Origin of the sequence: Gaetbulibacter sp. NE (assembly GCF_025548475.1) — a bacterium.
In the GTDB taxonomy this organism is placed as follows: Bacteria; Bacteroidota; Bacteroidia; order Flavobacteriales; family Flavobacteriaceae; genus Gaetbulibacter_B; species Gaetbulibacter_B jejuensis.
This window is the reverse complement of sequence record NZ_JAOQHY010000001.1, coordinates 725,750-752,111: the sequence shown is the minus strand read 5'-3', so window position 1 is coordinate 752,111 and position 26,362 is coordinate 725,750. Positions and strand designations below refer to the sequence as shown.

The window sequence follows — 26,362 nt, the reverse complement described above, 5'->3', positions numbered from 1 at the left end:
ATAATTTTGTTTTTTTCAATGATTTGTTCTAGTCAAACAACAGAGCAGTCATTAGTAACTGTGTTAAATGACATAGAAGCACGACTTGATGTTAAGTTTTCTTATGCAGTTGAAGATGTTTTTGATGTAAGAATTAATACACCAAGCCCAACCCTATCGCTAAATGAAACCTTAAACTACCTTAACCAAAATACTTTATTAAACTTTCAAAAAATAAATGATCGATATATAACGGTTTCGGTTATTGGTAAGACTATATCGGTTTGTGGTGTAATACAAGATGCAAATGGCAAACCACTTTTTGGAGCAACCATAGCAGTTCAAAATATGCAAAAAGGTGCGGTTTCAGATATAAACGGTCAATTTCAGCTAAAAAACATCGACTTGCAATCTGTTTTAGAGGTGTCGTTTTTAGGTTTTGAAAATAAAATTATAAACGCCAAAACACTTTTTAGTGCAAAAAATGAATGCCAAAACATTCACCTTATTGAAAGTAAAGAAGTATTAAACCAAGTGCTCATTACTAAATTTTTAACTACAGGTTTACAAAAACGCATAGATGGTAGTACTACGTTAAACACTGAAGCTTTTGGTATTTTACCAGGGCTTGCTGAACCTGATATTTTACAATCTATACAAGCACTACCTGGAGTTGAAAGTGTAAATGAAAGTATAGCCAATATAAATGTAAGAGGAGGTACTAACGATCAAAATTTAATGCTTTGGGATGGTATTAAAATGTATCATTCTGGGCATTTTTTTGGGTTAATCTCTGCATATAACCCTAACCTAACACATAAGGTTGTGGTTACTAAAAATGGTACAAGTGCAGCATTTAGCGATGGTGTCTCAAGTACTATAGATATGCAAACAAAAAATGAAATTGACAACAAATTTTCAGGAGGTTTTGGAGCTAATCTAATTAGTGCTGATGCTTTTTTAGAATTACCAATTACTAAAAATCTTGAACTTCATGTATCAGGAAGACGCTCGTTTACAGATGTGTTTTCAACACCAACCTACAATAACTATTTTAAACGAAGCTTTCAAGATAGTGAGCTAACTACTAACAGTCAAACTATTGAAAGTAGCGCTAATGCCTCAGAGTTTTTATTTTATGATTATTCTGCTAAAATACTTTTCAATTTAAACGAAAATCATAGGTTTAGAGCAAATAGTATTCAAATTAATAATAAACTAAAATATACAGAAAGTTTTACTAATAATGATGGTGATACAGAGTCTAAAACCAGTTTTCTTTCACAAGAAAATTTAGGTTTTGGAGGTGAATGGCTAGCAAAATGGGGAAAAAAGTGGAGCACGAAATTAAGTGGGTATTATACAAAGTATAATGTAGATGCTAATGATTATCGTGTTGAAACAAACCAACGCTTAACACAAGTTAATGAAGTACTGGAAACAGGAACAAAATTAAATATAGAGTATAACCCAAATCAACACATACATTTTTTGTTAGGCTATCAATTTACTGAAACAGGAATTTTAAACGAAACAACAGTGAATTTGCCGTCATATGAGCGTACAAAAAAGGGAGTGTTACTCAACCATGCCATGTATTCAGAAGTTGAATATCATAAAAACAAGACCTACTTAAGAACAGGTGTTAGAGCAAATTATTTTCAAAAGTTTGACAAAATATTAATAGAGCCACGACTTAATTTTAGACAAAAATTAAACAATTTTTATGCTGTTAAAGTAGAAGGTGAATTTAAAAATCAATCTGCAACACAAATTGTAGATTTTCAAGATGATTTTTTAGGAGTTGAAAATCGTAGATGGATATTGGCTAATAATAACGATATACCTATTGCTACAAGTAAACAAGCTTCATTTGGCTTGTCATATAATAAAAGAAACTGGCATATTGATATTACTGGTTTTTACAAAGTGGTTAATGGAATTACTGCTTCAAATCAAGGGTTTTATAATAATTTTCAATACTTAAGAGCAACAGGTCAATATGATGTAAAGGGAGTTGAGTTCCTAATTAATAAAACAACCCATAAGTATAGTACTTGGTTAAGTTATACCTATAGCACTAACAATTATACTTTTAATGATTTTTCACCTTCAACCTTTCCTAACAATGTAGATATTAGACATTCATTATCAGCGGCAATTAATTATGATATTTTAAAAAATCTTAAAATATCATTGGGAGGTAACTGGAGAACAGGGCAACCATACACAAAACCTTTACAAGGTAATGAAACAGTTCAATCTGGTAATACTACTTTGGTTAATTATGGTATGCCTAACAATCAAAATCTTGAAGATTATTTTAGGTTAGATACGTCTTTAAGTTATGATTTTAAAATAAATGATTCAACAAAAGCTATTTTAAGAGCAGGTGTTATTAATGTCACTGATAAAGAAAATATTATCACTAGATATTATAAGGTAGATTCTAATAATACAGATACTACTGTTGAGGTAAATAATACCTCTTTAGGGATAACACCTAATGTTAGTTTTAGAATAGAACTATAAAAGACTATACTTTTTTTGTAGTTGTGTAATCATTTCAATAGTCATTTTTTCCATATCAAAGGTATGGTTCCAATTCCAGTCTTTTCTAGCTTCAGAGTCATCAATAGATTTTGGCCAACTATCAGCAATTTGTTGTCTAAAGTCTGGGTTATATGATATTTCAAAATCAGGAATATGTTTTTTAATCGCGCTATAAATGTCTTTAGGAGTAAAGCTGATAGCTGCTAAATTATATGAAGAACGAATACTGATGTTTTCGGCAGGTGCTTGCATTAATTTTACCGTAGCTTCAATAGCATCGTCCATAAACATCATTGGAAGCTCTGTGTTTTCAGATAAAAAACACTCGTAAGTTTTGTCAGTAATTGCTTTATGGTAAATTTCAACGGCATAATCAGTTGTTCCACCACCAGGTAATGTTTTCCAACTAATAATTCCAGGGTATCTTATGCTTCTAACATCAACACCATATTTGCTATTATAATATTCGCACCAACGCTCACCAACTTGTTTTGTAATACCATAAACTGTTGTTGGTTCCATTACTGTGTATTGAGGTGTGTTGTCTTTAGGTGTTGTTGGTCCAAAAACTGCAATACTAGAAGGCCAAAATACACTTTTAATAAAACCTTCTTTAGCAAGATTTAATACATGAAACAGTGAGTTCATGTTTAAATCCCAAGCTTTCATAGGATATTTTTCTCCAGTAGCACTCAACATAGCAGCCATAAGATATATGGTGTCTATTTGATGTTTTTCAACACAAATTTTAACTGAAGCATAATCTTGGGCATCGACAATTTCAAAAACACCAGAGTTAACAACATCTAAATTGTTGTAATTAATATCGCTAGCAATAACATTATTGTTTCCATGGGTTTCTCTTAGTTTTGAAGTTAACTCAGAACCAATTTGTCCACATGCACCAATTACTAAAATCTTTGGCATTTTTTTGAAATTATTTGTTCGTTCAAAAATAATAAGAATAAAGAGTACCTAAAACTTAAAACAAAAAATTATTCTCTAATTTTATACTAATGTTTAAACCATCAAGTTTAGTTATATTTACACCTTGTTGTATTAAAAATCTATAAGAAATACTATGCGTGCTTTAAGCCATATACTATTACTCATTTGTTGTGTTATTATGCTTAATTGTAATTCTAGATCAAAAAAAGAATTACAAACAACAGATGATGTAAAAACAGAAGATACAAATAAAATAAGCTCAAATGACATTGAAGCATTAGCTTTTGATGATTATATTTTAAGTAATGCTTCTAAAACTAAAATCATGGATTGGCAAAAACTTCATGAACTTAATACGCAAGTTGAGTTTTTAAAAAAAGGTGATTTGTCTTTCTTTTCAGCTAACGATTCTATAGTTAAATCATTTGTATTTCAACTTAAAGAAGAAACACCTGAAAATGTTGATACAGATATTATAAAATCTAGAGTTACTGCTTTGGAAACAAAAATTCTAAAGCTTAACAATACAATTGAATTAACAAATATCCCAAAGGAAGAGGTTTTAATGAATATTAAAGAGGTTTTGGTTGCTATGTCCAATCTCAACTTTCAAATCAACAAGAAGTTTGAACTGGATGCAAATAATATTGAGAAGCCGCTTTAATAAAGCTTATTTACTCCTTAGCAGCTCTTGCTTGTAAAGCCTCTTTACTAATTTTAGCTAAATTAAAGTTTGGATCAGTAGCTAAAGCTCTGTTTAATACAGCTACAGCCTCATTAGTATTCGCTTCTTTGTCTTCGTTAAAAATTAATATTGCTCTTAAGTAAGTTAAAGCAGCACTTAATGATACTTGATAAGGTGTTTGCATTTCGTAGTAAGTGCGCTTCATATCGCTAGTTGCATTGGTTAACCCATATTCAATAGCTGTTTTTGCTCCAGCTAAATCGTTTAACTGAATTTTTAAATCGGCAATTTCATAAGCTAAATACGCATTTGCTTGTCTTTGAAAAAGGACTTCATAATGCTCTAAAGCGCGTTTAGGTTGATTAAGTGCTTTTAAGGATAATGCTTTTACTTCTACATTGATATTAGAGTCTGTTGGGTTTTTATCAATACCAATAGTGTTTAATGCCTCTAAGTGTCTTCCTTCAGAAGCATAAACGTATGCTAATGTGTCTTTTCTTGCCTGAGTAGGGTTAAGTACGTCTAAATGAGTCATGGCATTTATAATACCTTGAATATCACCTTGTGCTGTCATTTGCTTGTAATACTTTTCAAAATGTTTTTCAAGCTCAGACTTAGTTTGCGCGCTTGCACTAAGAGCAATCATTGTTATAGATAGAAGTAAAAACTTTTTCATGTCATAAAAATTTAAAGCGTTAAAACTATAAAAATATATGGGAATAGGTCTTAAAAACTTGCTAATATTTAATCAATTTGTATGGTTTTTTTAATAACCACAGCATCATTTAATACAAATGGCTTTGGAATCATGTCTGCAGGACGTTTTGGAACTCTAAATAGAGGATTATCTAACATATCAAATGAGGCTTCAAGTAAATTAATTTTTGTGCTTTGATTTTCAGGAACAGTAAACTCAAGTTCTAAAAATTTATCATCTGCAACAAAATAACTAAATAGCCTATTGAACCTTCTGTTTTCAAAAACATAGGTTTCACTTTCAGCTTTAGGAATAGTGTAACCGTTAACGTTAAAGGATAAAAACACGTTGGTAGAATCAGAGAAAAGTTCCAACCTGTTCACATTTCGTTGAGGTGAAATAAATAGTTTTATTTCTCTTTTACCATCTACAATAGTATCCTTTTTAACATCAATGTAAGGGTGTTTTAAGGGTTTAATGTTAGCTTTTTTAGTAAACGTAAATTGAGTTTTATACTTACTGGCAATGGTGAATTTTGACAGTGAATCTATATGGTCTGGATTGTCAGTAAGGTAGCTTTCAGTCCAAGGGTCTAAAATATTGTCGTAAGTAGCCCAAACAGCTTCGTTTTTGTCGCTATCTAAGATGTAAACCAAACTATTTGGTTTTGGACGTTCTTCATTAAAATCAGATTTTAAATGTGCTGAAATAAAGCAACAAATAGCTAAGAAAAACAATAAGTAAGACCATCTATTCTTATATCTTGAAAACCCAAATAGCGAGATACAAAGTGAAAATATTAGCGACACTAAAAGAGTAGTAGCAATAATAGTTTTTAGGCCTAATCCTACAGGGAACATTTTTACAAAAGGTGATAAAATCATTAATGCAGGAAACAGCAACAGTGCCATTAAAATTAAGTTAGGGTGTTTTTGTCTTACCAGAATAAATAAGCTCACTAAACCAAAATACACAGGAATAATCAAGAAACTAGCACCTTTAAGTTCAAAAGCCATAACTGCTGAAATAACTATCCAGAGCAGTAGAGGTGGAGCAACCAAGCTTGCAGTATTTTCGGGTTTGTACACTTTGTTGTATAACCACATACACACACCAGCCGAAAGGAAGGTAAATGCTAAAATATAGATGTAACCATTGTAAGTAAAACCATGTAGTATTTCATTATACTGAGGATATATTGCTTTTAAAACACTCCACCCAAAGTAACCAATTACTCCATTAATAACTAAAGCAGCAATTCCTGGTAAAATGCCAATAAGCATATGTTTTGAGTTAAGCATTCTTTTTTTAATACCATAAAATACCAATGCAATAAATAATACAATGGCAATAATAAGCATTGGAAAAATCCATGTATTAGGATAGCTTACAGTTTTAAATAGCGGTACATTAAAATAGACGTCATCTACATCACTTTTTAAATTATTTAAGTTAGTATCACTAAAATAGTAGAGTAGAGGCATTAAATAACTGCCTTGGTGCTCCAGTGTCTCTCTATCTAAGCGTTCATAATTGTCTAAAGCGGTATGGTAATCAAAATGGTCGTCAATAAATGCAAAATTAAAGCCTTCAATGTCTCCATCTTCTCTAAAAATAGTGAGATCAGTATCATTAGGCAGTTTTTTATAAACGCTGTAAGCAAGGGAGTTTGCTACAGGATATTTAGGGTTGGCTTCAATAAAACCTTTAACCATATTTTGGTTGCCTCCATTGGTTTCAATAAGCATGTAACTTGGTCCTCCACTTCCTCTGGCTTCAAAATTTAATACTAAACCAACGTCTTTTGCCCAAGCATGATTATTTACAAACAGTTCTGCTCCATTAAGTCCTAATTCCTCAGCATCAGAAATTAAAATAATAATATCATTTTTAGGCTGTTTACCTTCGTGTAAGTAAGCTCTTAACCCTTCTAAAATTGTTACCACACCAGATCCAGCATCACTAGATCCAATTGATGAATGCGGATTACTATCGTAATGTGTAAGTAGCATAAGAGCTTTGGAGTTGTCAGCCCCTTTTAGTCTTGCTAAAATGTTTTTAGGTTTGGTTAAGCTTCCCCATTTTTTATTGTAACTGTAACCGTCTTGAACTTGGGTCTCTAAACCTAATTTTTCTAATTCTTCAATAATATAGTTTCTTACATTTTCGTGTTCGGGAGAACCCACATAATGTGGTGCTTTTGAAATTTCTTTTAAATGAACTAATGCACGTTGAGTAGAAAAGGTATTGTCATTGGCATCCAGCTGACTTATTTTATTAGGCATTAGGGCAGAAAAGCTCCAATAAATAGCAATAATTAAGAGTAGAAAAGCTATAATTTTTTTAAACATAGGAAAGCGTGTTAGTTAGTCTTCTAAATTTACAAAATTATTTCCTATAAAAATATAGTTAGGTTAAGTCGTTTTAAATCAGTAAATTTAAGACTAACATTATTAATAATTAGTTATGGGAATTAAGAGTTTTCAAGGTGCCAGAAAGCAACAAATTAACGCTACTGAAAGCACACAGTTAAAAGTGAGCGATTACATGTCAACCAGTTTAATAACTTTTAAACCAGAACAGTCAGTTGAAGAAGTTATCGAATCTTTAATACGAAATAAGATTTCTGGAGGACCTGTGGTTAATGATAAAAACGAACTTGTAGGTATAATTTCAGAAGGAGATTGCCTAAAGCAAATAAGTGATAGCAGATATTACAATATGCCAATGGCTCAAGACAATGTTGAAAAGCGCATGATAAGAGATGTTGAGACTATAGATGGCAACATGAACGTGTTTGATGCTGCTAATAAATTTTTAAATTCAAAAAGGCGTCGTTTTCCTATTGTTGAAAACGGTAAGCTAGTAGGTCAAATAAGCCAAAAGGATATTTTAAAAGCAGCAATGCAGTTAAAAGGACATAACTGGAAGTAGTTTAATGTCTTTTAAAGTTTATGGTTTCAGGTAAATCTGTAATTATAATTTTTTGTTTAACATCACTTTCTAAAGTAGCTATTTTAGAATAATTGTATTCAGGAATAGGTTCGCTAAGGTTTTTCCATTTTACTATTCCAGCAACCGTTATGGTTTCTCCAATTTCAATTATACCTTCTTTGTAGCGAAGTGTTTTATTAAACCCAAAATACCCTGTTGAGTCTATATTATACCTTTTTAAAAGAGATTCAAATTCTGGAGTAGGATTGTTAAAAGTACCTGAAGATGTTTTCTTGTCAATTACTAAATGACTTTTATAGTTTTTTGGATGTTGAGTTGGCTTAATAATAACCATATTGCCATTACTCTCAATAAAGAAATCCTGAAATCGCTCTTCTTCAATTAAGGTTCTCCAATACGAATTTTTGCCATTGCTTTTCTTCTGTTCAATTTTAATATAATAGAAAATACACTTTCTTTTACTAAGTGGAGCAATCAAAGGGTTTTGAACATGCAACGCTTTACCACTTACTTTAACAAATTCATTGCTTTTAAAACTACTTACAGGTTTATAAGGTGTCTTTGCTAAAATTCGTAGTATAGTTTGTTTTGAACTGAAGTAGTATGATGTTATTCCAATTATACTAAGAATAAGAATAACAATACCTATAATCAGAAATGGTGAGGTTGATAAAAATGGAAGCATGAAAATTTAATTGTTGAATACACTATTAGTTGGACATTTGCTTTAAATGTTACAGGTTAACTTTCTCGCTTTACCAGTGCATAGTAGTCGCCTTCAATGGGTAAGTAGCCTTGGTCGTAAACAAAATAATAAACAGTACCTGCTTTGGTTGTGTAAATACTTGTTATGTAATTAAAGTCAAACCCCTTTTCAATAAGTTTTGCTCTTGAGGTTTTAGTTTTTTGCTCAGGGTTTAGTGCTTCAAGAATTCTGTAGTTTTTTCTAAGGCGGTTGTTGGTGTTTCGTATTAAGTTTTTACTGTCTTTATTCACTCTGTTATTATATGAATTCCGACAAGCATCGCTACAGAATTTTTTATCAATTCTGCCAACTATTTTCTCACCACATTCAGGACAAGTTTTTTTCATAATCGTTTAGTTTTAATTCATACCAAGAGGCTTTTTCGCCTTCACAATCAAAATCTTCAATATGTTGTAATCCAATTTTTTGAAGCACTTTATTTGAGCCAATATTATCTGTAAGAGCAACTCCTATAATGGTTTCGTATTGTTTTACTTTAAAGCCATAATCCAATGCAACAATAGCCGATTCGGTTGCGTAACCTTTTCCCCAATATCGAGGAATAAAGCGATAACCAATATCATAAAAATCTTGTTTTCCGTTTAAAGAATCTTTTTCACCTGTATTAAGTTTTAACCCTGACCAACCTATAAAATCTCCTGTAGATTTTTCAATAGCAGCCCAACGACCAATTCCTCTTTCTTCGTATTGTTTTATAATGGATTGTATTATTTTTTCTGAATCCTGTTTGGTCTTTACAGGTTTATTGCCCAAGTATTTGTGGACTATTGGGTTAGAATCTAATTCAAACATACCTTCAATATCAGTAGGTAATATCTCTCTTAGAATTAAACGTTCAGTTTCTAATAATGCTTTCATTTATAAGTGATTATTAATAGCGATTTAGCTTGTATACAATATACAAATTATTCGTTTACAAACGACTACAAACATTTACAAACGAATTTAAACAGTTAATAACCGAATAAATTTTGGTATCTGTTTCATATTTGCAGTGTCGAATTAATACTGGATGCACTTCAGTAACATAAGAACTCGATAGTATTAACTGTTTAACATTTAAAAAATTAAAATTATGAACACGCTTAGAAACAAAGTACAGTTGATTGGTAGATTAGGACAAGATCCTGAAATTGTAAATTTTGATGATGGTAATAAAATTGCCAAATTTTCTTTAGCTACAGATGATAGCTACAAAGACAAAAACGGAAACAAAGTAGAACGCGCTTACTGGCACAACATTATTGTTCGTGGTGGTCTAGTAAAAGTAGTAGAGAATTATATTTCTAAAGGACAAGAAATTGCGGTTGAAGGGAAACTTACCAATCGCTCTTGGGAAGACAAAGAAGGTAAAAAACACTACACTACTGAAATAGTTTGCAATGAACTATTGATGTTGAGTAAATAATCTTAAAATAAAAAAACCGCTCAATCGAGCGGTTTTTTTATTATTCAATATTGTGATTAAGCCTCACAGCTTGTACACTCTTTTTTCTGTTTGAATTTTTGCGCAGCATTCATACTGTGTTGGTAGTACAATGATTTTAAACCAAGTTTCCAAGCTGTAACATGAATGTTGTTTATTTCTTTTACAGGCATTTCTGGGTGCACAATAATGTTTACAGATTGTCCTTGATCTATAAATTCTTGTCTTGCTGATGCTTGATAAACTACATCTAATTGGTCAATTTCAGAGTACGTTTTAAACACGTTTTTTTCTTGCTCTGTTAAAAACTCTAAATGTTGTACAGAACCATCCATATCTCTAATGCTTCTCCAAACTTCGGTAGTGTTTTGTCCTTTTTCTTCTAATAAATTTTCTAAGAAAGGATTCTTTATTGTTGTTTTTATTTTAGCAATATCTTTTACATAAATATTTGACCATATTGGTTCAATACCTTGAGATACTTGTCCTAAAATAAACGCCGAAGATGTTGTAGGCGCTACAGCGTTTAATGTTGTGTTTCTACGACCGTAACCTTTTAACACTTTAGGTTCTCCAAATTTTACAGCCAACTCTTCTGAAGCTTTGTATGAACGCTCTTTTATAGTTTTAAAGATTTCACGGTTTAAGTTAAATGCTTCTTGACTATCAAAGGCATGCATTCTAGACTGTAATAACGAGTGCCATCCTAAAACACCTAATCCTAAAGCACGGTTTTCTTTTGCAAAATTATAAGCGCGCTCCATAAACAAGAATGTTTGACGGTCATCTCTGTTATCAGAATCACGATATACTTCTAGTTTTTCAATGAATTCTGTTATTACAGCATCTAAGAAATAAATCATAGTTTCTACTGCGTCTGTGCTTTTCCACTTGTCGTAGTGTAATACATTTATACTAGAAAGTACACATACAAACGACCAATCATCGTTTGATGGTAACATAATTTCTGTACATAAGTTACTTGCGTGTATGCTATGGTTTTTATCTTTATAAACTTCTGGTTTACCATTGTTAGCATTGTCTGTAAAGAATACATAAGGGTAACCCATTTCGCCACGACTTTGTAATACTTTTGCCCAAATAGTACGTTTTTCAACATCACCAGCAATCATTTCTTCCATCCATTTGTTGGTAACTGTTACACCATGTGTTAATTGCTGTATTGGGTTACCTTCAGTACCTATTTCTAAAAACTCTTTAATATCTGGATGCTCAATTGGTAAATATGGAGAAAAACGACCACGACGTACAGAACCTTGACTAACCACATCAACCATAGACTCAAACAACTGCATAATATGAACTGCACCAGATGCTTGCCCATTGTTTTTTACAGGAGCTCCTCTATGACGAATTTTACCAAAAAACCCAGAAGTACCACCACCTAATTTTGACATCATACCTACTTCAGACTGTGTGTAAAGAATATTACCCATGTCATCATCAATATGAGAACCAAAACAGCTTATTGGTAAACCACGTTCTTTACCAAAGTTAGACCAAACTGGAGACGCTAAAGAGAAAAACCCTTCAGACATATAGTGATAAAACTTATCTGCATATCCAGGAATTTGAAGAATATGTTCTGCGCGTTCAGCAATTTCTCTAATACGTTGCTTGGGCGTTACACCTTCGGTTAAGTATCCTGATTCTAAAAACTGTTGACTGTATTCATTTAACCACTCAAATCCTTCTTCCTTTTTCGTGTTGGTTAAAAATTCTTTTCGGGCATTTACTAGTTCATCAGTTGTGTTTTTTTGATCTTGTAGTTGCGGCTGGTGTATTGTTTTGTTCTCCATAGGTTATAAAAAATAGTCTGGTTAAAATAAGTCGTCGCTTGTTATACTTTGTGTTCTTTTACTGTAATTGATAGAGCGTTTTACAAAGAAATCGCCATGTTTTGTACCAATAATCTCGTCATCAAACCATTCGGTTTGTGTAAGTAGTGTTTCGTCTATATCAAATACTTTTTCAATACCAATGCTTTCTAAAGATTTATTGAAACGGTTTTTAATAAACTCGTTTACAACTGCTTTTGGTAAGAAATCTAATTCGCCTTCTTCAAAAATCCAATCTACAATCTTGCTTTCAGCAACATAGGCCTCTTTACACATATCTTGAATCATGGTATTGTAGCTTGCATCAAACCACTCTGGGTGCTCATCTTTGATAATATTGATGATATCTATACCAAAATCTCCATGAATTTGCTCTTCTTTTGATGTTGCTTCAACCACGTTAGAGATACCTTTAAGCATATTTTTATGCTTGTTGAATGCCATAATGATTAAGAATTGAGAGAATAAAGACACGTGCTCAATAAATAATGAGAACAATAATACAGACTCTGCATATTCTTGATTGTTTTCACTTTTAGCGTTTTTTAATGCAGTTTCTAAATACTGCACACGCTTCATGATTACTGGCTTTTTCTTTAGCTCTTCAAATTCTTTGTTTAGTCCTAAAATTTCAAGAAGGTGCGAGTATGCATCAGCATGTCTTACTTCACTTTCTGCAAATGTTGAACCTACAGATCCTATTTCAGGCTTTGGCATTCTATGGTAAATATCTCCCCAAAACGTTTTTACTGCAATCTCAATTTGAGAAATTGCAAGCATCGTATTTTTTATAGCAGATTTTTCTACTTCAGAAAGATTTGATTTGAAATCTTGTATATCACTTGTGAAATTAAACTCGGTATGTATCCAATATGAATGACGAATTGCTGGAACATATTCGTATAATTGAGGATACTCGTAAGGTTTTAAGTTTACACGTTTTTCAAAAATGTTGCTCTTACGACTTAAAGCTTGTTTGTTTCTGTATAAAATGTAAGCTTTTGCAACATCGTGAAAAGAACTTTCCATTAATTTATCTTCTACAACATCTTGCACTTCCTCAACCGTAGGTAAATAATCTTTATCTTGATTTTTCCTTTGTAACAATACGTCATAAACGTTATTTGCTATTAGTTGAGCGTCTCCAAATTCTCCATTTTCAACCGCTTTCATTGCCTTTAAAATAGCGTTTGTGATTTTGCTTAATTCAAAAGGTTTCTGGCTAAAATTTCTTTTAGTAATGTGTAAAATTTCCATAAGTAATAACGAATTATAGTGTATCTAATAAGATAATGTAAAAGTGATAAATTATTCTAAATGAAATGAAATGTGTTAAATATTCTTCTTAACAATTTATCAACATAAGGATGTTTTTTACTGTTTATAAAATGAAAATAATGAGGTCTTTTTTTAGTTTAAATCTTCATTTCATCAGTAAAAATAAGGCATGAAATGTTGTTTTAGATTCAGTAGAATTAGAAATAAAAAAGCCTCAATAATTATTGAGACTTTTTTATGCAACTTTTTTAAGTAAATCAAAGCAAGGGCATTTGCCACAACGCTTGTTTTCTCCTTTTTTATATTTTTCACAACACTTGCTTTTTACCTTGTTAGCATTAATAATACCTGCTTTATGTAAGGTTTTTAAAGCTTTTTTCTGTTGTTTCTTTTCTTTTTTCTTCTTGCCCAACGGTTACTAACTTGTAGAATATGAGGCAAAAATAAATTATTTTTATTAATTCTAAATAAAATTAATTGTTAAAAATTATTCAGGACTTTCAGAAGCAGCTGTGCTTATTGTTATTTGTTGAATATCTCTGTCAAATAAGTACAAGCCACCTTTATCGTCACCTATCATATTTATTTTATCAAGAATTGTACGAGCCATTGCTTCTTCTTCTATTTGTTCGCTTACATACCATTGTAAGAAGTTGTGAGTAGAATAGTCTTTTTCTTGTAACGCAATATGCACTAACTCATTAATACTTTCTGATACAAATACTTCGTGTTCAAATAGTTTTTCAAACATTTCCTTAAACGATTTAAAGGTCACATTTGGTGCATTTAAGGCTGATACATGAGCGTGTCCACCACGTTCGTTTACATATCTAACTAGTTTGAGCATATGCGCACGTTCTTCATCAGATTGTGAGTACATAAAACCAGCAACTCCTTCAAGTCCTTTTACTTCAGCCCAACAAGCCATAGCTAAATAGATTTGAGAAGATTCGGCTTCAACTCTAATTTGATCATTTAACGCTTTTTCTATTTTTTTTGATAACATAATGTCTTTCTTTTTACGTAAAGTTAAGCATTTTTAAGCGTTAAAGATGTTAGAATAGTTTTAAATTACCTTCGTTGCAGTAATATTATAAAGGCTTTACTTTTGACTTAATTTTTCTAAATGAATATGATGTTAGTGGTGTTTCTTTAAAAGTAATCCCAATACCTAAAAGCAAAATGATTCCTCCAATTACCATTTGAATAGTTACTTGCTCTCCTATAAACATCCATGCAAGAACAGTTGCCAAAATTCCTTGACCAAGCAAACTCACAGAAACTCTTGTAGCACGCATATGTTGAGTTGCGTAACTAATAAGAAGCCAAGCTAACAACTGACAAACTAATGCTTGAATTATCAACACAATCCATCCCATGTTACTAAACCCATAAAAAGGTTCATTAAGAAAATAGCTTAATACACCTAAATGAATACTTGAAGCTATTAAGTTAAGTGTCATAAAACTTAAAATATCCATCGTTTTTAAAACATATTTACTTATCAGCATATAGAAAGCATAAAGCACTCCAGACAACACACCAAAAACAAATGCTAAATCAAAATCTAATGTTTTAAACACCTGAAAACCTACTAGTAACACCATACCAAAAATAGCAACAAGTGTTCCTATCCAAAAATTAGGTTTTGGTTTATTTTTTAAAAAAAGGAATGCTAAAATACCAACCCACACAGGAGATAAATTTGTCAATAGTGATGCTTGTGTAGCAGTTGATTCTTGAATGGCAATATTCCAAACAGTAACATCTGTCCCAAAGATAATGCCACAAACAATGGCTAGTAGCCCAACTTTAAAATTAGGAATTTTGAGTGCACGCTTGTACAACACAAAGGGCAGTAATACAAGCAGAGAAAAAAACATTCTGTAAAATGCAGAAATTACACCAGAGGTTAAATTTAACTTAACCAAAACAGGGAATATAGAAATACATATAACCCCAATAGCCAAAGCCATTCTTGCCTTTTTCATAAACTAAAAAAAATGCAAAGCTAAATCTTATATTGACTTTTAAGGCTTTATTTTCACACAAAAATATGTTAAATATTAGGGCTTAATGCTGGGACACAAATTTTAAGCCTACAATAGAAATAATTAAGGTTGAAATAAAAAAGACACGCCAAAAATTAGCAGGTTCATTAAACACAAAAATGCCAACCAAAACAGTGCCTACAGCACCAATACCTGTCCAAACAGCATAGGCAGTTCCTATAGGTAAGGTTTGGGTAGCTTTTACCAAAAGCCACATACTAATAGCTAAACATAATAAAAACCCTAAAAACCAATAAGTAGACGTGTTTCCTGAGGTTTCTTTTACCTTTCCTAAACAAAAAGCAAAGGCAACTTCAAATAATCCTGCGATAATTAAAATAATCCAATTCATGATTTATGTAGTTTTAATTGAATACGCTTACGCGGAATATCAACCTCCAAAACTTTTACAATGACCTGTTCGTGCAAACTAATATGCGCACTAACATCACTTACAAAACCATCTGATAAGTTTGAAATATGAATTAAGCCGCTTTCTTTAATTCCAATATCAACAAAAGCTCCAAAATTGGTTACATTATTGACAATTCCGGGAAGCAATTGACCTTCTTGTACATCATTGATGGTTTTTATGTTTTGATTAAAGGTAAACACTTTGGCTTGTTCTCTAATATCTAATCCTGGTTTTTCAAGTTCTTTTACGATGTCTTTAAGTGTTGGCAAACCAACGGTATCTGTACAATAGGGTTTTAAATCAATACCATTTAAAACGGTAGAATTTCCTATAAGTTCAGAAACACGTTTTCCTTCATTTTTTGCAATAGCTTTTACAATACTATAGCTTTCAGGATGCACAGCAGAATCGTCTAACGGATTTTTTGCATCTTTAATTCTTAAGAATGCTGATCCTTGCTCAAAAGCTTTATCTCCTAAACGTGGTACTTTTTTTAAATCGGTTCTAGAAGAAAATGCACCATGTTGATCGCGATAACTAACAATGTTTTCGGCTAATTTAGGACCAATTCCAGACACATAACTCAACAAACTTTTACTTGCGGTATTTAGATTAACACCAACAGCATTCACGCAACTTTCTACAACAGTATCTAGTTCGGTTTTTAGCTTGGTTTGATCAACATCATGCTGATATTGACCAACACCAATAGATTTTGCGTCAATCTTAACCAACTCTGCCAACGGATCTTGCAAACGACGACCAATAGAAACAGCGCCTCTTACCGTAACATCGTAATTAGGGAATTCTTCACGCGCAATTTTTGAAGCCGAATAAATACTAGCTCCTGCTTCACTCACCACAAATACTTGAATATCATTTTTAAAACGAATACGTCTAATCAGCGATTCTGTTTCGCGCGAAGCGGTTCCGTTTCCAATAGCAATAGCTTCAATATTATATGCTTCGGCAAGTGTGCTTATTTTTTTTATTGCGCCTGTGCTATCGTTTTTAGGTGCATGCGGATAAATGGTTTCATTGTGTTTAAGTTGCCCTTGCGCATCTAAACACACTACTTTACAACCGGTTCTAAAACCAGGATCGATGGCTAAAATGCGCTTTTCTCCTAATGGTGAACCCAACAACAATTGTTTTAGGTTTTTAGCAAAAACAGTTATCGCAGCTTCATCGGCTTTTTCTTTGGCATTTTGTAACGCTTCATTGCTCAATGATGGCAACAATAAGCGTTTGTATGCATCTTTTATAGCAATATCGATTTGATCAGAACACGCATTGTCAGATTTTATAATACGCTGCGCCATTTTATTTAAAGCACGTTCATCATCAATTTCAATTTTCACACGAATAAAACCTTCGTTTTCGGCACGTAAAATGGCTAACAAACGATGTGAAGGAATACGACTCAACGACTCGCTCCAATCAAAATAATCACGGAATTTTTGAGCGTCTTCTTCATCGGCTTTCTTTTTTACAACTTTAGTTGCAATGGTTGCAAAACGTTCTAATTGATAACGAATATTGTTTCTTACATCAGTACGCTCATTAATCCATTCGGCAATAATATGTCGAGCGCCTTCTAGAGCATCATCAACCGAACCAACAGCATCTTTTACATATTTATATGCAATGCTTTCAATATCGTGAGCGTTTTGACTCATTATGATTTTAGCTAAAGGTTCTAATCCGTTAGCTTTAGCTGTATCTGCTTTTGTTTTTCGGCTTTTTTTGTATGGCAAGTAAATGTCTTCAAGTGTTGTAATATCTTGAGCGTCGTTTACTTTTTGCTCTAATTCTGATGTTAAAACATCTTGTTCTTCAAGTGACTTTAAAATGGCTGCTTTACGTTTTTCAAGCACCTCAAAAAGTTCTTTGTATTTTACAATATCACCTATTTGAACTTCGTCCAGATTTCCTGTAGCTTCTTTTCTGTAACGCGAAATAAACGGAACAGTACACGCATCGTTAAGCAAGCTAATGGTGTTTTTTACAGATACTTCTGGAAGGTTAGTGTTTTTGGTAATATATGAGAGTAGAGACATAAAATGACTTTCTTTTTTGTAGGCTGTAAAAATATAAAAGATAATGATAGAAGTAGGGCAAATGTCGTATTGTAACAATTAAGTTGAGCGTATATTTTTACAAATTATATATGAAAATTATGGTGTTTAAATACATTTTGCTGACTTTCAGCTTTTTTTTAATCTCTTTAAATCATCTGCAAGCGCAATCGCTACCAAAAGTTACTACTCAAGATTATGGGTTTTTACAACCTGTTAATATAGTAGAAACTGTTAGCTATAATCTTGATAAAGAACCAATAGAGAAATCAACGTATCAATTCAGTAAGGATGGATTTATAGACAATTATCACATTCAGAATTTAAAAGATAATACGTGGTCAACATCAAAATGCATTTATAAAAAAGGTAAGCTACATAAACGTGTTTTTGAGTTTAGTAATTCAAAAGAAAACAGAAAACATATGTACAAATACAATGGAGAAGGGCAGCTTGTGGAAGAAACCATTAAGTTGAATAATGGCAGTAGTCATAATACATTTAGCTACCAAAACAGGTTACTATACCAAACGACATCTATAGAAAGCAACACAGTCACTACATATTATTACTCTAATAAAGGGAAACTTTATAAAGCTATTAGAACTCAAAAGAATGAAAATCAAACAGAGATAACTACCAACTACTATTATCTTGAAAATAAAGAAATTACTTCGTACGTATCACCTGGACAACGTTTTGAAGTGACTTCTTATTTAGAGAATTTTATACTAAAGTTTGATTTAGGTGACAACGAAAATGCAACCGAAAGACTCATGAAAGGTATGCAACGATTTGACAAAGAAGCGCCTTTAGATAATTTACCTTTTAATTTAGAGCAATATTCAAATCAAACCACACAGTTTTATGGAAAACACAAGGATAAACTAACACTTACACAAGTATTGTTGTTTGATTATAAAACCGATGCGCAAGGAAATAAAATTGCGTATGCCGAAGCTGATATCGATTTAAACACAAATACTATTGCAGGTATTAGATTTTATAAAACAACTTTATCTAATGGAGAAGTTATAGGTGATACCAAATATGATGCTGAGGTGCAAGCAAAGTTTGAAGATATGTTGTCGGCTATAAATTCGTTTTAATAAGCTTATGGTACCTCAAAATCAATATGAAATTAAGCCACTAACGTTGCAAGACAGAAAAAAGCTCAGGCGACAATTTTTGTTTTTAATTGCATTTGGTGTTTTTGTAGGAGCAATTTTTTTCTTCATTTTTAAATTTGTGTTGCCAACTGGTGAAATGGGATATATTCCTGTTTTTGTTTTTACTGCTTTTGCTCTAATTTTTGGAGCCTTTATATCCTACTTTTTCTGGGGAACTTATATCGATTTAAAAAAAGGAGTAAAACAATGTTATACTGGTATTGTTACTGATAAGCGGGTAAACAAACACACATCATCTTCTGCTAGACACAATAGAGGTGGTTCTCATGCCTATGGTTCTTCACGTAAAAGTACTCGAACCTACTATTACATTAGTATAGAAAACATAGAGCACAGTGTGTCTTACAAACAGTATTCCCAAGCTAAATTAGGTGATAAAGTTTCTATCGAGATTAGCCCTAAAAAGAAGGAAGTTTTAGACTTTAAGGTTTTAGAAAAAAATAATGACATAACAGACTTGTCTCATCATACAATAAGTAAAAAACGCTACGAACGTGATGAGAAGTCTATTCCTATGACAATAAGAGAGATTGAATTAGTCAAAAAAATGTTTTTTAAAACGATTAGAAAAGACCTAGTGTATCTTATCCCAATAATTATTCTACTATTTGTACTTTGGAAAGGCATATTCATATTTCTAATTCCGTTAATTATTGCATTTATATACTACTCATTTAAACTATTGATTAAGTACAATAGATATGCAAAATTTAATCGTAATGGTTATTTAAAAACGGTTACTAAGGTTCAAGTGATTGATAAATTGAAAGCAACGTCTAATAGAAACTCTACAAAATTTCAAATTGAAACTAATCACGGAAATATTAATGTTTCAGAACATATTTATAATCAAGTACAGGCTTCTCAAGTCATAAATTTACATAAAGCCTCGTTTATAGATTTATTGTTTGAAGTGAGTTTTGATTATGACAATTAACCATCCAGAAAAACAAACCCAATGAATAGCTTTTCATCTCTTATAGATAAACCACTTAAACATTATTCCCAATGGGATTTTTTAGTGTTTATTTCGCTTACTGCTTTATCCATTTGGAGTGGGCAAACTACAGTGTTTTATATTATTTACTTTTTTTGGTGGAATGAACTTATTAGAATTATGGTTGACAGAATTTGCTTTAAGCATAACAAAAATGCGGTGAATATAAGTCAAGGAAAAACATCTGTATTCGGTTCCTTTATCCAAATGGGTGTGTATTTTGTGTTTATAGTGGTATTTTTTGCATTTATGGCCAATTGGAACAATGATACGCTTATACTAATTAACATGAGAATTTTATTTTTCCAGAATTGGTTTTTTAACATTAACCTAGTGTTTGTGGCTGTAGAACGTATACTGTTACATAGCACTCAGCAGCCTTTAAAAGTAAGTTTTGGAAACTTCACACCTAACATGCTTATCCTTCATGTGTCAATAATATTAGGTGTTGTTTTAATGCTTTTTGTGGTTAGAAATTTCCCTGAAACTTTCACACCCAATAATTTATGGGGTTCGGTAATTATTATTTTACCCTTTTTGCTCATAAGAGCATTTGCACTTCGTTTTAAATTGACATCCTAACTGAAAATAAAAAACCTCATAGCATAAGACTATGAGGTTTGTAATCTGTTATTAGGTGTAATTAACTTATCTGTAAACCGTTCGCAACGTCTTGGTTGGCATCAGGGTTTACAAACACCAATTTACCTTCAGGACTTTCGGTCATTAAAATCATACCTTCGCTTTCAACACCACGTAATTTTCTTGGTGCTAAATTCACTAAAACGGTAACGCGCTTTCCAATGACTTCTTCAGCAGTAAAGCTTTCAGCAATACCAGAAACTATGGTTCTTGTGTCAATACCTGTATCAACCTTTAAGACTAAAAGCTTTTTGGCTTTCGGCATTTTTTCGGCTTCAATAATCGTTCCTACACGTAAATCTAACTTTGTAAAATCATCAAAAGTGATTTCTTCTTTTTGAGGTTCGGCTGCTTTATTGGCAGCTTCATTGGCCTTTTTACTCGCTTCTAGTTTATCTAATTGTGCTTGAATGTCTTTATCTTCAATTTTATTGAATAACAATTCAGCTTTTCCTATTTGATGTCCTGCAGGAAGCAAAATATCTTTAGTTGAAATGTCTTCCCAAGACATCTCGACTCCGCTCGATGAGACATTTAAAATAGATTTTAATTTTTCTGAAGTAAACGGTAAAAATGGTTCGCTTATAGTTGCTAAAGCCGATGCTATTTGTAGTGCTACAAACATAATTGTTTTTGTACGAGCTTCATCTTCTTTAATGACTTTCCAAGGTTCTTCATCAGCTAAATACTTATTACCCAATCGTGCAAGATTCATCAATTCCTGACTTGCCTCACGAAAACGGTAACGCTCAATAGAACTTGCAATAACATCTGGATAAGCTTTTACAGCAGCAAGTGTTTCTTCGTCAACTTGAGAATAGTCGCTTGGTTCTGGAACAATACCATTGTAATACTTGTTGGTTAAAACAACAACACGGTTTATAAAGTTTCCAAAAATGGCTACCAACTCGTTATTGTTTCTTGCCTGGAAATCTTTCCAAGTAAAATCGTTGTCTTTGGTTTCTGGTGCATTGGCTGTTAATGCATAACGCAAAACATCTTGCTTATCAGGAAAATCCTCTAAATATTCTGGCAACCAAACTGCCCAGTTTTTAGACGTAGATAATTTATTGCCTTCTAAATTTAAAAACTCGTTAGCAGGTACATTATCTGGTAAAATATATGAGCCTTCTGCTTTTAGCATACTTGGGAAGATGATACAGTGAAACACAATGTTATCTTTTCCTATGAAGTGAACCAATTTGGTGTTTTCGTCTTTCCAATATGGTTCCCAATCTTTTCCTTCGCGTTCAGCCCATTCTTTGGTTGCCGAAATGTAACCAATTGGCGCATCAAACCAAACATAAAGTACCTTGCCTTCGCCACCTTCAACAGGAACAGGAATTCCCCAATCTAAATCACGTGTTACAGCACGAGGTCGTAAACCATCGTCAATCCAAGATTTTACTTGTCCGTAAACATTAGGTTTCCAATCTTTTTTATGACCTTTTAAAATCCATTCTTTTAAAAACTCTTCGTGCTTATCTAAAGGCAAAAACCAGTGTTTTGTTTCTTTTAGGGTTGGAGCATTGCCAGTAATAGCCGATTTTGGGTTAATTAAATCGGTAGCATTATGGCTGGTACCACATTTTTCACATTGATCGCCATAAGCTTCTTCATTACCACATTTTGGGCAGGTTCCAATCACAAAACGATCTGCCAAAAACTGTTTAGCTTCTTCATCATATAACTGCTCGGTAACTTCTTCAATAAACTCACTTTTTTTATAAAGTTCCAAGAAAAACTCTGAAGCCGTTTCATGGTGAATTTGCGCTGATGTTCTTGAGTAATTATCGAAAGTAATTCCAAAATCTTCAAAAGATTTTTTAATAATGGCATGATATTTATCAACGACATCTTGAGGTGATACACCTTCTTTTTTTGCTTTTATAGTGATAGGGACACCATGCTCATCGCTACCGCAAACAAAGGCCACATCGTTTCCTGTTAAACGTAAGTAACGAGCATAAATATCAGCAGGTACGTAAACACCTGCTAAATGCCCAATATGAATTGGACCGTTTGTGTAAGGTAATGCTGCTGTGATTGTATATCGTTTAGGATTTGTTGACATATCAAGGTTTAATTTGATGGCAAAAATAACTATTAAGTTTTTTATTCTCTCAATTCTTAATCCTTCAATTGAGTTTTGAGGGCTATTTTTTATTAGATTTGATAGAAAAAGCTATGAAAAAGTACTATTATGTAATTTTAGTATTCTTTTTTACGTGCAATAGTTTTGCCCAAAAAGAAAAAGATTCTACCGAGGTAAAATCTAATCCAATAGTTTATGTCGACTTTTTAGTAGGCGCCTCAAATAGCGGAAATGAAGTAAACGGATTAACTTTTGGCATTAGTGCAAATTATCAAATAAAGAAAGATCTATTTACTTTTAGAAGCACATATGTTGCTGAGACAAACCCTGATGCAGGATTAGCTAGTGTTTTAATCGTTCCATTATTTATTGGAGGAGATTCATTGAATGAGTTTGCTTTACTTTATGGAAAACGGTTTATTTTTAATGGTTCTGCTCTTAGTATTTCAGCAGGTGTATCTTCTAATTTATTAAGGTATAGTAGAACTGTAGATGGTGAAAAATTTAGATATAACGAATCATATATAGCTGTTCCTTTTGAGTTAAATTTTAATTTTTTTAAAGCTAAAAAAAAGCGGTTTAGAGTATTGTATGGGATAATCCCTGTGGGGCAACCAACTGCATTTGGTAGAAGTTTTGGGGTTAAAATATTTGGTAGCTTAGGAGAGTTCAATTATTTTGGTGTAGGTTTAAACTTAGGTTTAGGATGGCATAAAAAATATTAATATGGCATTAAAAAAAATAACATTGTTTCTCTTGTGTATTATAGCAGGTGAAATGTATTCTCAAGAAAAAATGACACAACCACCATATTTAAAAATGGGTGACACAGTGGCTATTGTAGCACCTTCAGGAATTTTAAAAAACAGACAACGTGAAGTTCAACAAGCCAGCGATTTGCTTAAAAGTTGGGGTTTAAATGTGGTTGTTGGCAAATATGTGTTTAGTCAAGACAATCATTTTGCTGGAACTGATAACGAGCGTTGTGAAGATTTTCAAAATGCGATGGACGACCCAACTATAAGTGCTATTTGGTGTGCTCGTGGTGGTTATGGTGCTGTAAGGATTTTAGACAAACTCGATTTCACCAAATTTAAAACGAAACCAAAGTGGCTTATAGGTTATAGTGATATTACAGCCTTACATAGTTTGTTTCATAACCAAGGGTTTGAAACCATACATGCTATGATGTGTGTGAGCTTAACAAAAGACCTTGAAGGACTTGAACAAACCGTTGCTACATTTAAGTCGGCAATTTTTGGAGAGACTTTGACCTATACTTTAGCAGGAACAAATTATAACAGAGTTGGAACAGCATCAGGTGAATTGGTAGGAGGAAACCTAACCATGCTGCACACTATGTTGGGTTCTGAAACTAGTATTGATACTTCAGGAAAAATTTTATTTATTGAAGAAATAGGTGAGTATAAATATCATATAGACCGTATGTTACAAAGTTTAAAACGCGCTAGTTATTTTGATAATTGTGCAGGAGTTATTGTTGGGGATATGACCAAACTTAGAAAAAATACAACGCTTTGGGGAACATCCATTGAGCAACTTGTTTTAGATGCTTTATCTGAATACGATTTCCCGATTGCATTTAATATGCCTGCTGGACACGAAGATGATAACAGAGCAATGTTTTTAGGTAGAACAGTACAGTTGACAGTTGGTGCTGAGCAGTCAACATTGGTTTTTGAGTAGGTTTCTTTTATCATTAAAGAATGTAAAAAAAATGTCAAAGAAGTGTCAAACGCTCAAGTAATTGACATATTTATGTTTTATTTACAAAACATATGAAAAGGACTATTTATTCTATATTTTTTATTTTGTTGTTGAGTTGTTCAATGTCTTGTGACGATGAAAATTCATTTTCTGAAATCACTAAAATTGCATTACGAGATGTAGGGAATTCACTTTTACTGTCTCAAAACGATTCTACCTCTTTGGTTTTACCAATTACTAATATTGATACTAACAAATTTGAATTAACCTTTCAAGAAGAACTAAGTATTGTTCCAGATAGTTTAGTAGATGCAGTAAAGAATAGCTTTGCAAAAGCCAATTTGCCTGATAATTATAGAATTGAAGTATTGCATTGCTCAGATAATGAAGTAGCGTATAGCTATGAAATGAAAAATGAAGAGCAGAACAGTATTATACCTTGTATGGGTAGAGCATTACCTGTTGGGTGTTACATAATTCAAGTGCAATTTACTGAGCTTAAACAAACTTCTTGGGTAATCTATGTATTACTTTTTGGTGGAGTAATTTTGGCTTTATGGTTTTTAATGAAACTTAGAAAACCAAAGCTCAAGGAAGACACGTTGGAATCTTACATTATTGGAAAATATGAGTTTTACCCTGACCAAAATAAATTGGTAAAGTCAGCTTCTGAAATTCAACTTTCCAAAAAAGAGTGCGAACTGCTTGAAATTTTCTATGAAAACTTGAATGCTGTAGTTAAACGAGATGAGTTGGTTAAACGAGTTTGGGAAGACCAAGGCGTGTTTGTTGGTAGGAGTTTAGACACCTATATTTCTAAACTGAGAAAAAAATTACAGGAGGACGATTCTATAAAAATAACCAACATTCATGGTATTGGGTATAAGTTGGAAGTTTTAGATACATAGTGTTTTAATTATTAAATAAGATGGCGCAACACAACGAACTTGGTAAAAAAGGCGAACAACTAGCAGTAGATTTTTTGTTGCAAAATCACTATGAAATTGTGGAACGCAATTATCGTTTTGACAAGGCTGAGGTTGATATTATTGCCCAAAAAGAAGATATTCTTGCCATTATTGAAGTAAAAACACGCTCTACTACCGATTTTGGAAATCCGCAAGATTTTGTAAAACCAAAACAAATTAAAAACCTAGTAAAAGCAGTAGATGAATACGTAACTGTAAATGGTTTAGAGGTAGAAGTGCGTTTTGATATTATTGCAATTGTAAAAAACGAAAAAGACTACATGATAGAGCATTTAGAAAATGCATTTTTTCATTTCTAAAAGTGTCATTTATCGAATTGTGTAAGAAAAATCTTCAAAAAGAGTTTAATTTATGCATTACAACGAAAAAATTGTAGAGTTTATAGCGTAAACTTGTAATTTCATTCAGATTTAACCCCAAATTTTAAAATCATGAAAAAAATTATTTTTACTATTGGTTGCTTAACTCTTTTGTTTAGTACAAGTTGTCAGGTTGAGAGTGTTCAAAAAGATGAAGAGACTAATAGGAAAGCAGCTCAATTAGATGTTCCTCAAGCTGTTGTTGATATTGATGCTGATATTGAAGATTTAGATGATCCGTGTATTAGTGTAAGTTTAATAGCTGGTCAACATCATGTTGCAGGCGATGTCTCTATTTATAATGATGGAGAAAATTTATTTATTGTTTTTACTACAAATGGAGATTGGGTACTAGGAACCACACATTTAAGTCTTGGTAATTGTGATGAAAACTGGGTCCCTTTAACAGGTTCTGGAAACCCTCAAATTGGTCAATTCCCTTTTACAGACCCTATTTTTGTAAGCGATTATGAAGTTATTTATGCTGTGAGCTTAGAAGACTTAGGAGATAATTATTGTTTTGCAGCTCATGCTGAAGTAGAAGGTCCAGATGGAGGAGAAACTGCTTGGGCTGAAGGTGCAGAATTTGATGGGAATAGTTGGGCAATGTTTGTAGAAACAACCTTATCAGACTGCCCTAGTGGAGGAAGTAATAACCAGTATTAATTTGTG

The 26,362-nt window shown here is 32.4% G+C and carries 25 protein-coding genes; 12 read left to right on the top strand and 13 right to left on the bottom strand.

The window, feature by feature from the left end; all coding sequences use genetic code 11:
- Positions 1-18 precede the first annotated feature (18 nt).
- Positions 19-2,511, top strand: a complete 2,493-nt coding sequence (locus OD803_RS03455; RefSeq protein ID WP_262732359.1) for a TonB-dependent receptor — start codon at positions 19-21, stop codon at positions 2,509-2,511.
- On the opposite strand, the gene OD803_RS03450 is transcribed toward OD803_RS03455, so the two are convergent.
- Positions 2,506-3,459 carry an NAD-dependent epimerase/dehydratase family protein gene (locus OD803_RS03450; protein ID WP_262732358.1) on the bottom strand — a complete coding sequence of 318 codons (954 nt, stop codon included), beginning with the start codon at positions 3,457-3,459 and terminating at the stop codon, positions 2,506-2,508. The two genes, OD803_RS03455 and OD803_RS03450, sit on opposite strands and share 6 nt — an antisense overlap.
- Before the next feature lie 154 nt (positions 3,460-3,613).
- Between OD803_RS03450 and OD803_RS03445 the strand changes: the two genes are divergently transcribed.
- Positions 3,614-4,144 carry a hypothetical protein gene (locus OD803_RS03445; RefSeq protein ID WP_166667427.1) on the top strand — a complete coding sequence of 177 codons (531 nt, stop codon included), beginning with the start codon at positions 3,614-3,616 and terminating at the stop codon, positions 4,142-4,144.
- Positions 4,145-4,154: 10 nt separating this feature from the next.
- Here the strand turns inward: OD803_RS03445 and OD803_RS03440 are convergent, their stop codons facing one another.
- Both OD803_RS03440 and OD803_RS03435 read right to left on the bottom strand, forming a co-directional pair.
- Positions 4,155-4,841: a hypothetical protein gene (locus OD803_RS03440; RefSeq protein WP_134198418.1), complete on the bottom strand. Its 687-nt coding sequence runs from the start codon at positions 4,839-4,841 to the stop codon at positions 4,155-4,157.
- 68 nt (positions 4,842-4,909) lie between these two features.
- The gene (locus OD803_RS03435) at positions 4,910-7,213 is read right to left on the bottom strand and encodes a M28 family peptidase (protein ID WP_262732357.1); all 2,304 of its coding nucleotides are present in this window, start codon (positions 7,211-7,213) and stop codon (positions 4,910-4,912) included.
- Between the two features lie 115 nt (positions 7,214-7,328).
- Here OD803_RS03435 and OD803_RS03430 point away from each other — a divergent pair, with 115 nt between their 5' ends.
- Positions 7,329-7,796, top strand: coding sequence for a CBS domain-containing protein (locus tag OD803_RS03430; RefSeq protein WP_134198420.1), 468 nt, complete (start codon positions 7,329-7,331; stop codon positions 7,794-7,796).
- A 1-nt stretch (position 7,797) separates the two neighbouring features.
- Here OD803_RS03430 and OD803_RS03425 read toward each other — a convergent pair whose 3' ends face one another.
- From OD803_RS03425 to OD803_RS03415, 3 genes are read right to left on the bottom strand one after another with little or no spacing between them, the layout of a single operon-like run.
- Positions 7,798-8,502, bottom strand: coding sequence for a GIDE domain-containing protein (locus OD803_RS03425; RefSeq protein ID WP_262732356.1), 705 nt, complete (start codon positions 8,500-8,502; stop codon positions 7,798-7,800).
- A 56-nt stretch (positions 8,503-8,558) separates the two neighbouring features.
- A complete protein-coding gene (locus tag OD803_RS03420; protein WP_131506281.1) occupies positions 8,559-8,909 on the bottom strand; it encodes a hypothetical protein in 351 nt (116 codons plus the stop codon).
- A complete protein-coding gene (locus OD803_RS03415; protein WP_262732355.1) occupies positions 8,890-9,441 on the bottom strand; it encodes a GNAT family N-acetyltransferase in 552 nt (183 codons plus the stop codon). The genes OD803_RS03420 and OD803_RS03415 overlap by 20 nt, the downstream gene beginning before the upstream one ends.
- Positions 9,442-9,658: 217 nt before the next feature.
- Here OD803_RS03415 and OD803_RS03410 point away from each other — a divergent pair, with 217 nt between their 5' ends.
- Entirely contained in the window at positions 9,659-9,991 is a 333-nt protein-coding gene (locus OD803_RS03410) for a single-stranded DNA-binding protein (protein ID WP_129759649.1), read from the top strand.
- A 56-nt stretch (positions 9,992-10,047) separates the two neighbouring features.
- On the opposite strand, the gene OD803_RS03405 is transcribed toward OD803_RS03410, so the two are convergent.
- From OD803_RS03405 to OD803_RS03380, 6 genes are all read right to left on the bottom strand, one after another.
- Entirely contained in the window at positions 10,048-11,829 is a 1,782-nt protein-coding gene (locus OD803_RS03405) for a ribonucleoside-diphosphate reductase subunit alpha (protein ID WP_131506279.1), read from the bottom strand.
- A gap of 21 nt (positions 11,830-11,850) precedes the next feature.
- Entirely contained in the window at positions 11,851-13,125 is a 1,275-nt protein-coding gene (locus OD803_RS03400) for a ribonucleotide-diphosphate reductase subunit beta (RefSeq protein ID WP_129759644.1), read from the bottom strand.
- A gap of 508 nt (positions 13,126-13,633) precedes the next feature.
- The gene (locus OD803_RS03395) at positions 13,634-14,152 is read right to left on the bottom strand and encodes a ferritin (RefSeq protein WP_129759643.1); all 519 of its coding nucleotides are present in this window, start codon (positions 14,150-14,152) and stop codon (positions 13,634-13,636) included.
- An 85-nt stretch (positions 14,153-14,237) separates the two neighbouring features.
- Entirely contained in the window at positions 14,238-15,137 is a 900-nt protein-coding gene (locus tag OD803_RS03390) for a DMT family transporter (RefSeq protein ID WP_262732354.1), read from the bottom strand.
- Positions 15,138-15,219: 82 nt separating this feature from the next.
- Positions 15,220-15,549 carry a DMT family transporter gene (locus OD803_RS03385; protein WP_131506278.1) on the bottom strand — a complete coding sequence of 110 codons (330 nt, stop codon included), beginning with the start codon at positions 15,547-15,549 and terminating at the stop codon, positions 15,220-15,222.
- Positions 15,546-17,672 (bottom strand): Tex family protein, encoded by a 2,127-nt coding sequence (locus tag OD803_RS03380; protein ID WP_262732353.1) that lies wholly within the window; start codon positions 17,670-17,672, stop codon positions 15,546-15,548. The genes OD803_RS03385 and OD803_RS03380 overlap by 4 nt, the downstream gene beginning before the upstream one ends.
- A 119-nt stretch (positions 17,673-17,791) precedes the next feature.
- Here OD803_RS03380 and OD803_RS03375 point away from each other — a divergent pair, with 119 nt between their 5' ends.
- From OD803_RS03375 to OD803_RS03365, 3 genes are read left to right on the top strand one after another with little or no spacing between them, the layout of a single operon-like run.
- Positions 17,792-18,799, top strand: a complete 1,008-nt coding sequence (locus tag OD803_RS03375) for a hypothetical protein (protein WP_262732352.1) — start codon at positions 17,792-17,794, stop codon at positions 18,797-18,799.
- A gap of 7 nt (positions 18,800-18,806) precedes the next feature.
- Positions 18,807-19,817: a hypothetical protein gene (locus OD803_RS03370; protein WP_262732351.1), complete on the top strand. Its 1,011-nt coding sequence runs from the start codon at positions 18,807-18,809 to the stop codon at positions 19,815-19,817.
- Between the two features lie 21 nt (positions 19,818-19,838).
- Positions 19,839-20,459 (top strand): hypothetical protein, encoded by a 621-nt coding sequence (locus OD803_RS03365; protein WP_262732350.1) that lies wholly within the window; start codon positions 19,839-19,841, stop codon positions 20,457-20,459.
- A gap of 61 nt (positions 20,460-20,520) precedes the next feature.
- On the opposite strand, the gene metG is transcribed toward OD803_RS03365, so the two are convergent.
- A complete protein-coding gene (gene metG / locus OD803_RS03360; protein ID WP_262732349.1) occupies positions 20,521-22,593 on the bottom strand; it encodes a methionine--tRNA ligase in 2,073 nt (690 codons plus the stop codon).
- A gap of 113 nt (positions 22,594-22,706) precedes the next feature.
- Here metG and OD803_RS03355 point away from each other — a divergent pair, with 113 nt between their 5' ends.
- The 5 genes from OD803_RS03355 (at position 22,707) to OD803_RS03335 (ending at position 26,356) form a co-directional block, all read left to right on the top strand.
- Entirely contained in the window at positions 22,707-23,339 is a 633-nt protein-coding gene (locus OD803_RS03355; RefSeq protein ID WP_262732348.1) for a hypothetical protein, read from the top strand.
- A 1-nt stretch (position 23,340) separates the two neighbouring features.
- Positions 23,341-24,321, top strand: coding sequence for a S66 peptidase family protein (locus tag OD803_RS03350; protein ID WP_442899844.1), 981 nt, complete (start codon positions 23,341-23,343; stop codon positions 24,319-24,321).
- Between the two features lie 92 nt (positions 24,322-24,413).
- Entirely contained in the window at positions 24,414-25,250 is an 837-nt protein-coding gene (locus tag OD803_RS03345; RefSeq protein ID WP_262732347.1) for a winged helix-turn-helix domain-containing protein, read from the top strand.
- Positions 25,251-25,270: 20 nt separating this feature from the next.
- On the top strand, positions 25,271-25,630 hold the full coding sequence (locus tag OD803_RS03340) for a YraN family protein (RefSeq protein ID WP_262732346.1): 360 nt from the start codon (positions 25,271-25,273) through the stop codon (positions 25,628-25,630).
- Positions 25,631-25,762: 132 nt separating this feature from the next.
- The gene (locus OD803_RS03335; RefSeq protein ID WP_262732345.1) at positions 25,763-26,356 is read left to right on the top strand and encodes a hypothetical protein; all 594 of its coding nucleotides are present in this window, start codon (positions 25,763-25,765) and stop codon (positions 26,354-26,356) included.
- Positions 26,357-26,362: the final 6 nt, after the last annotated feature.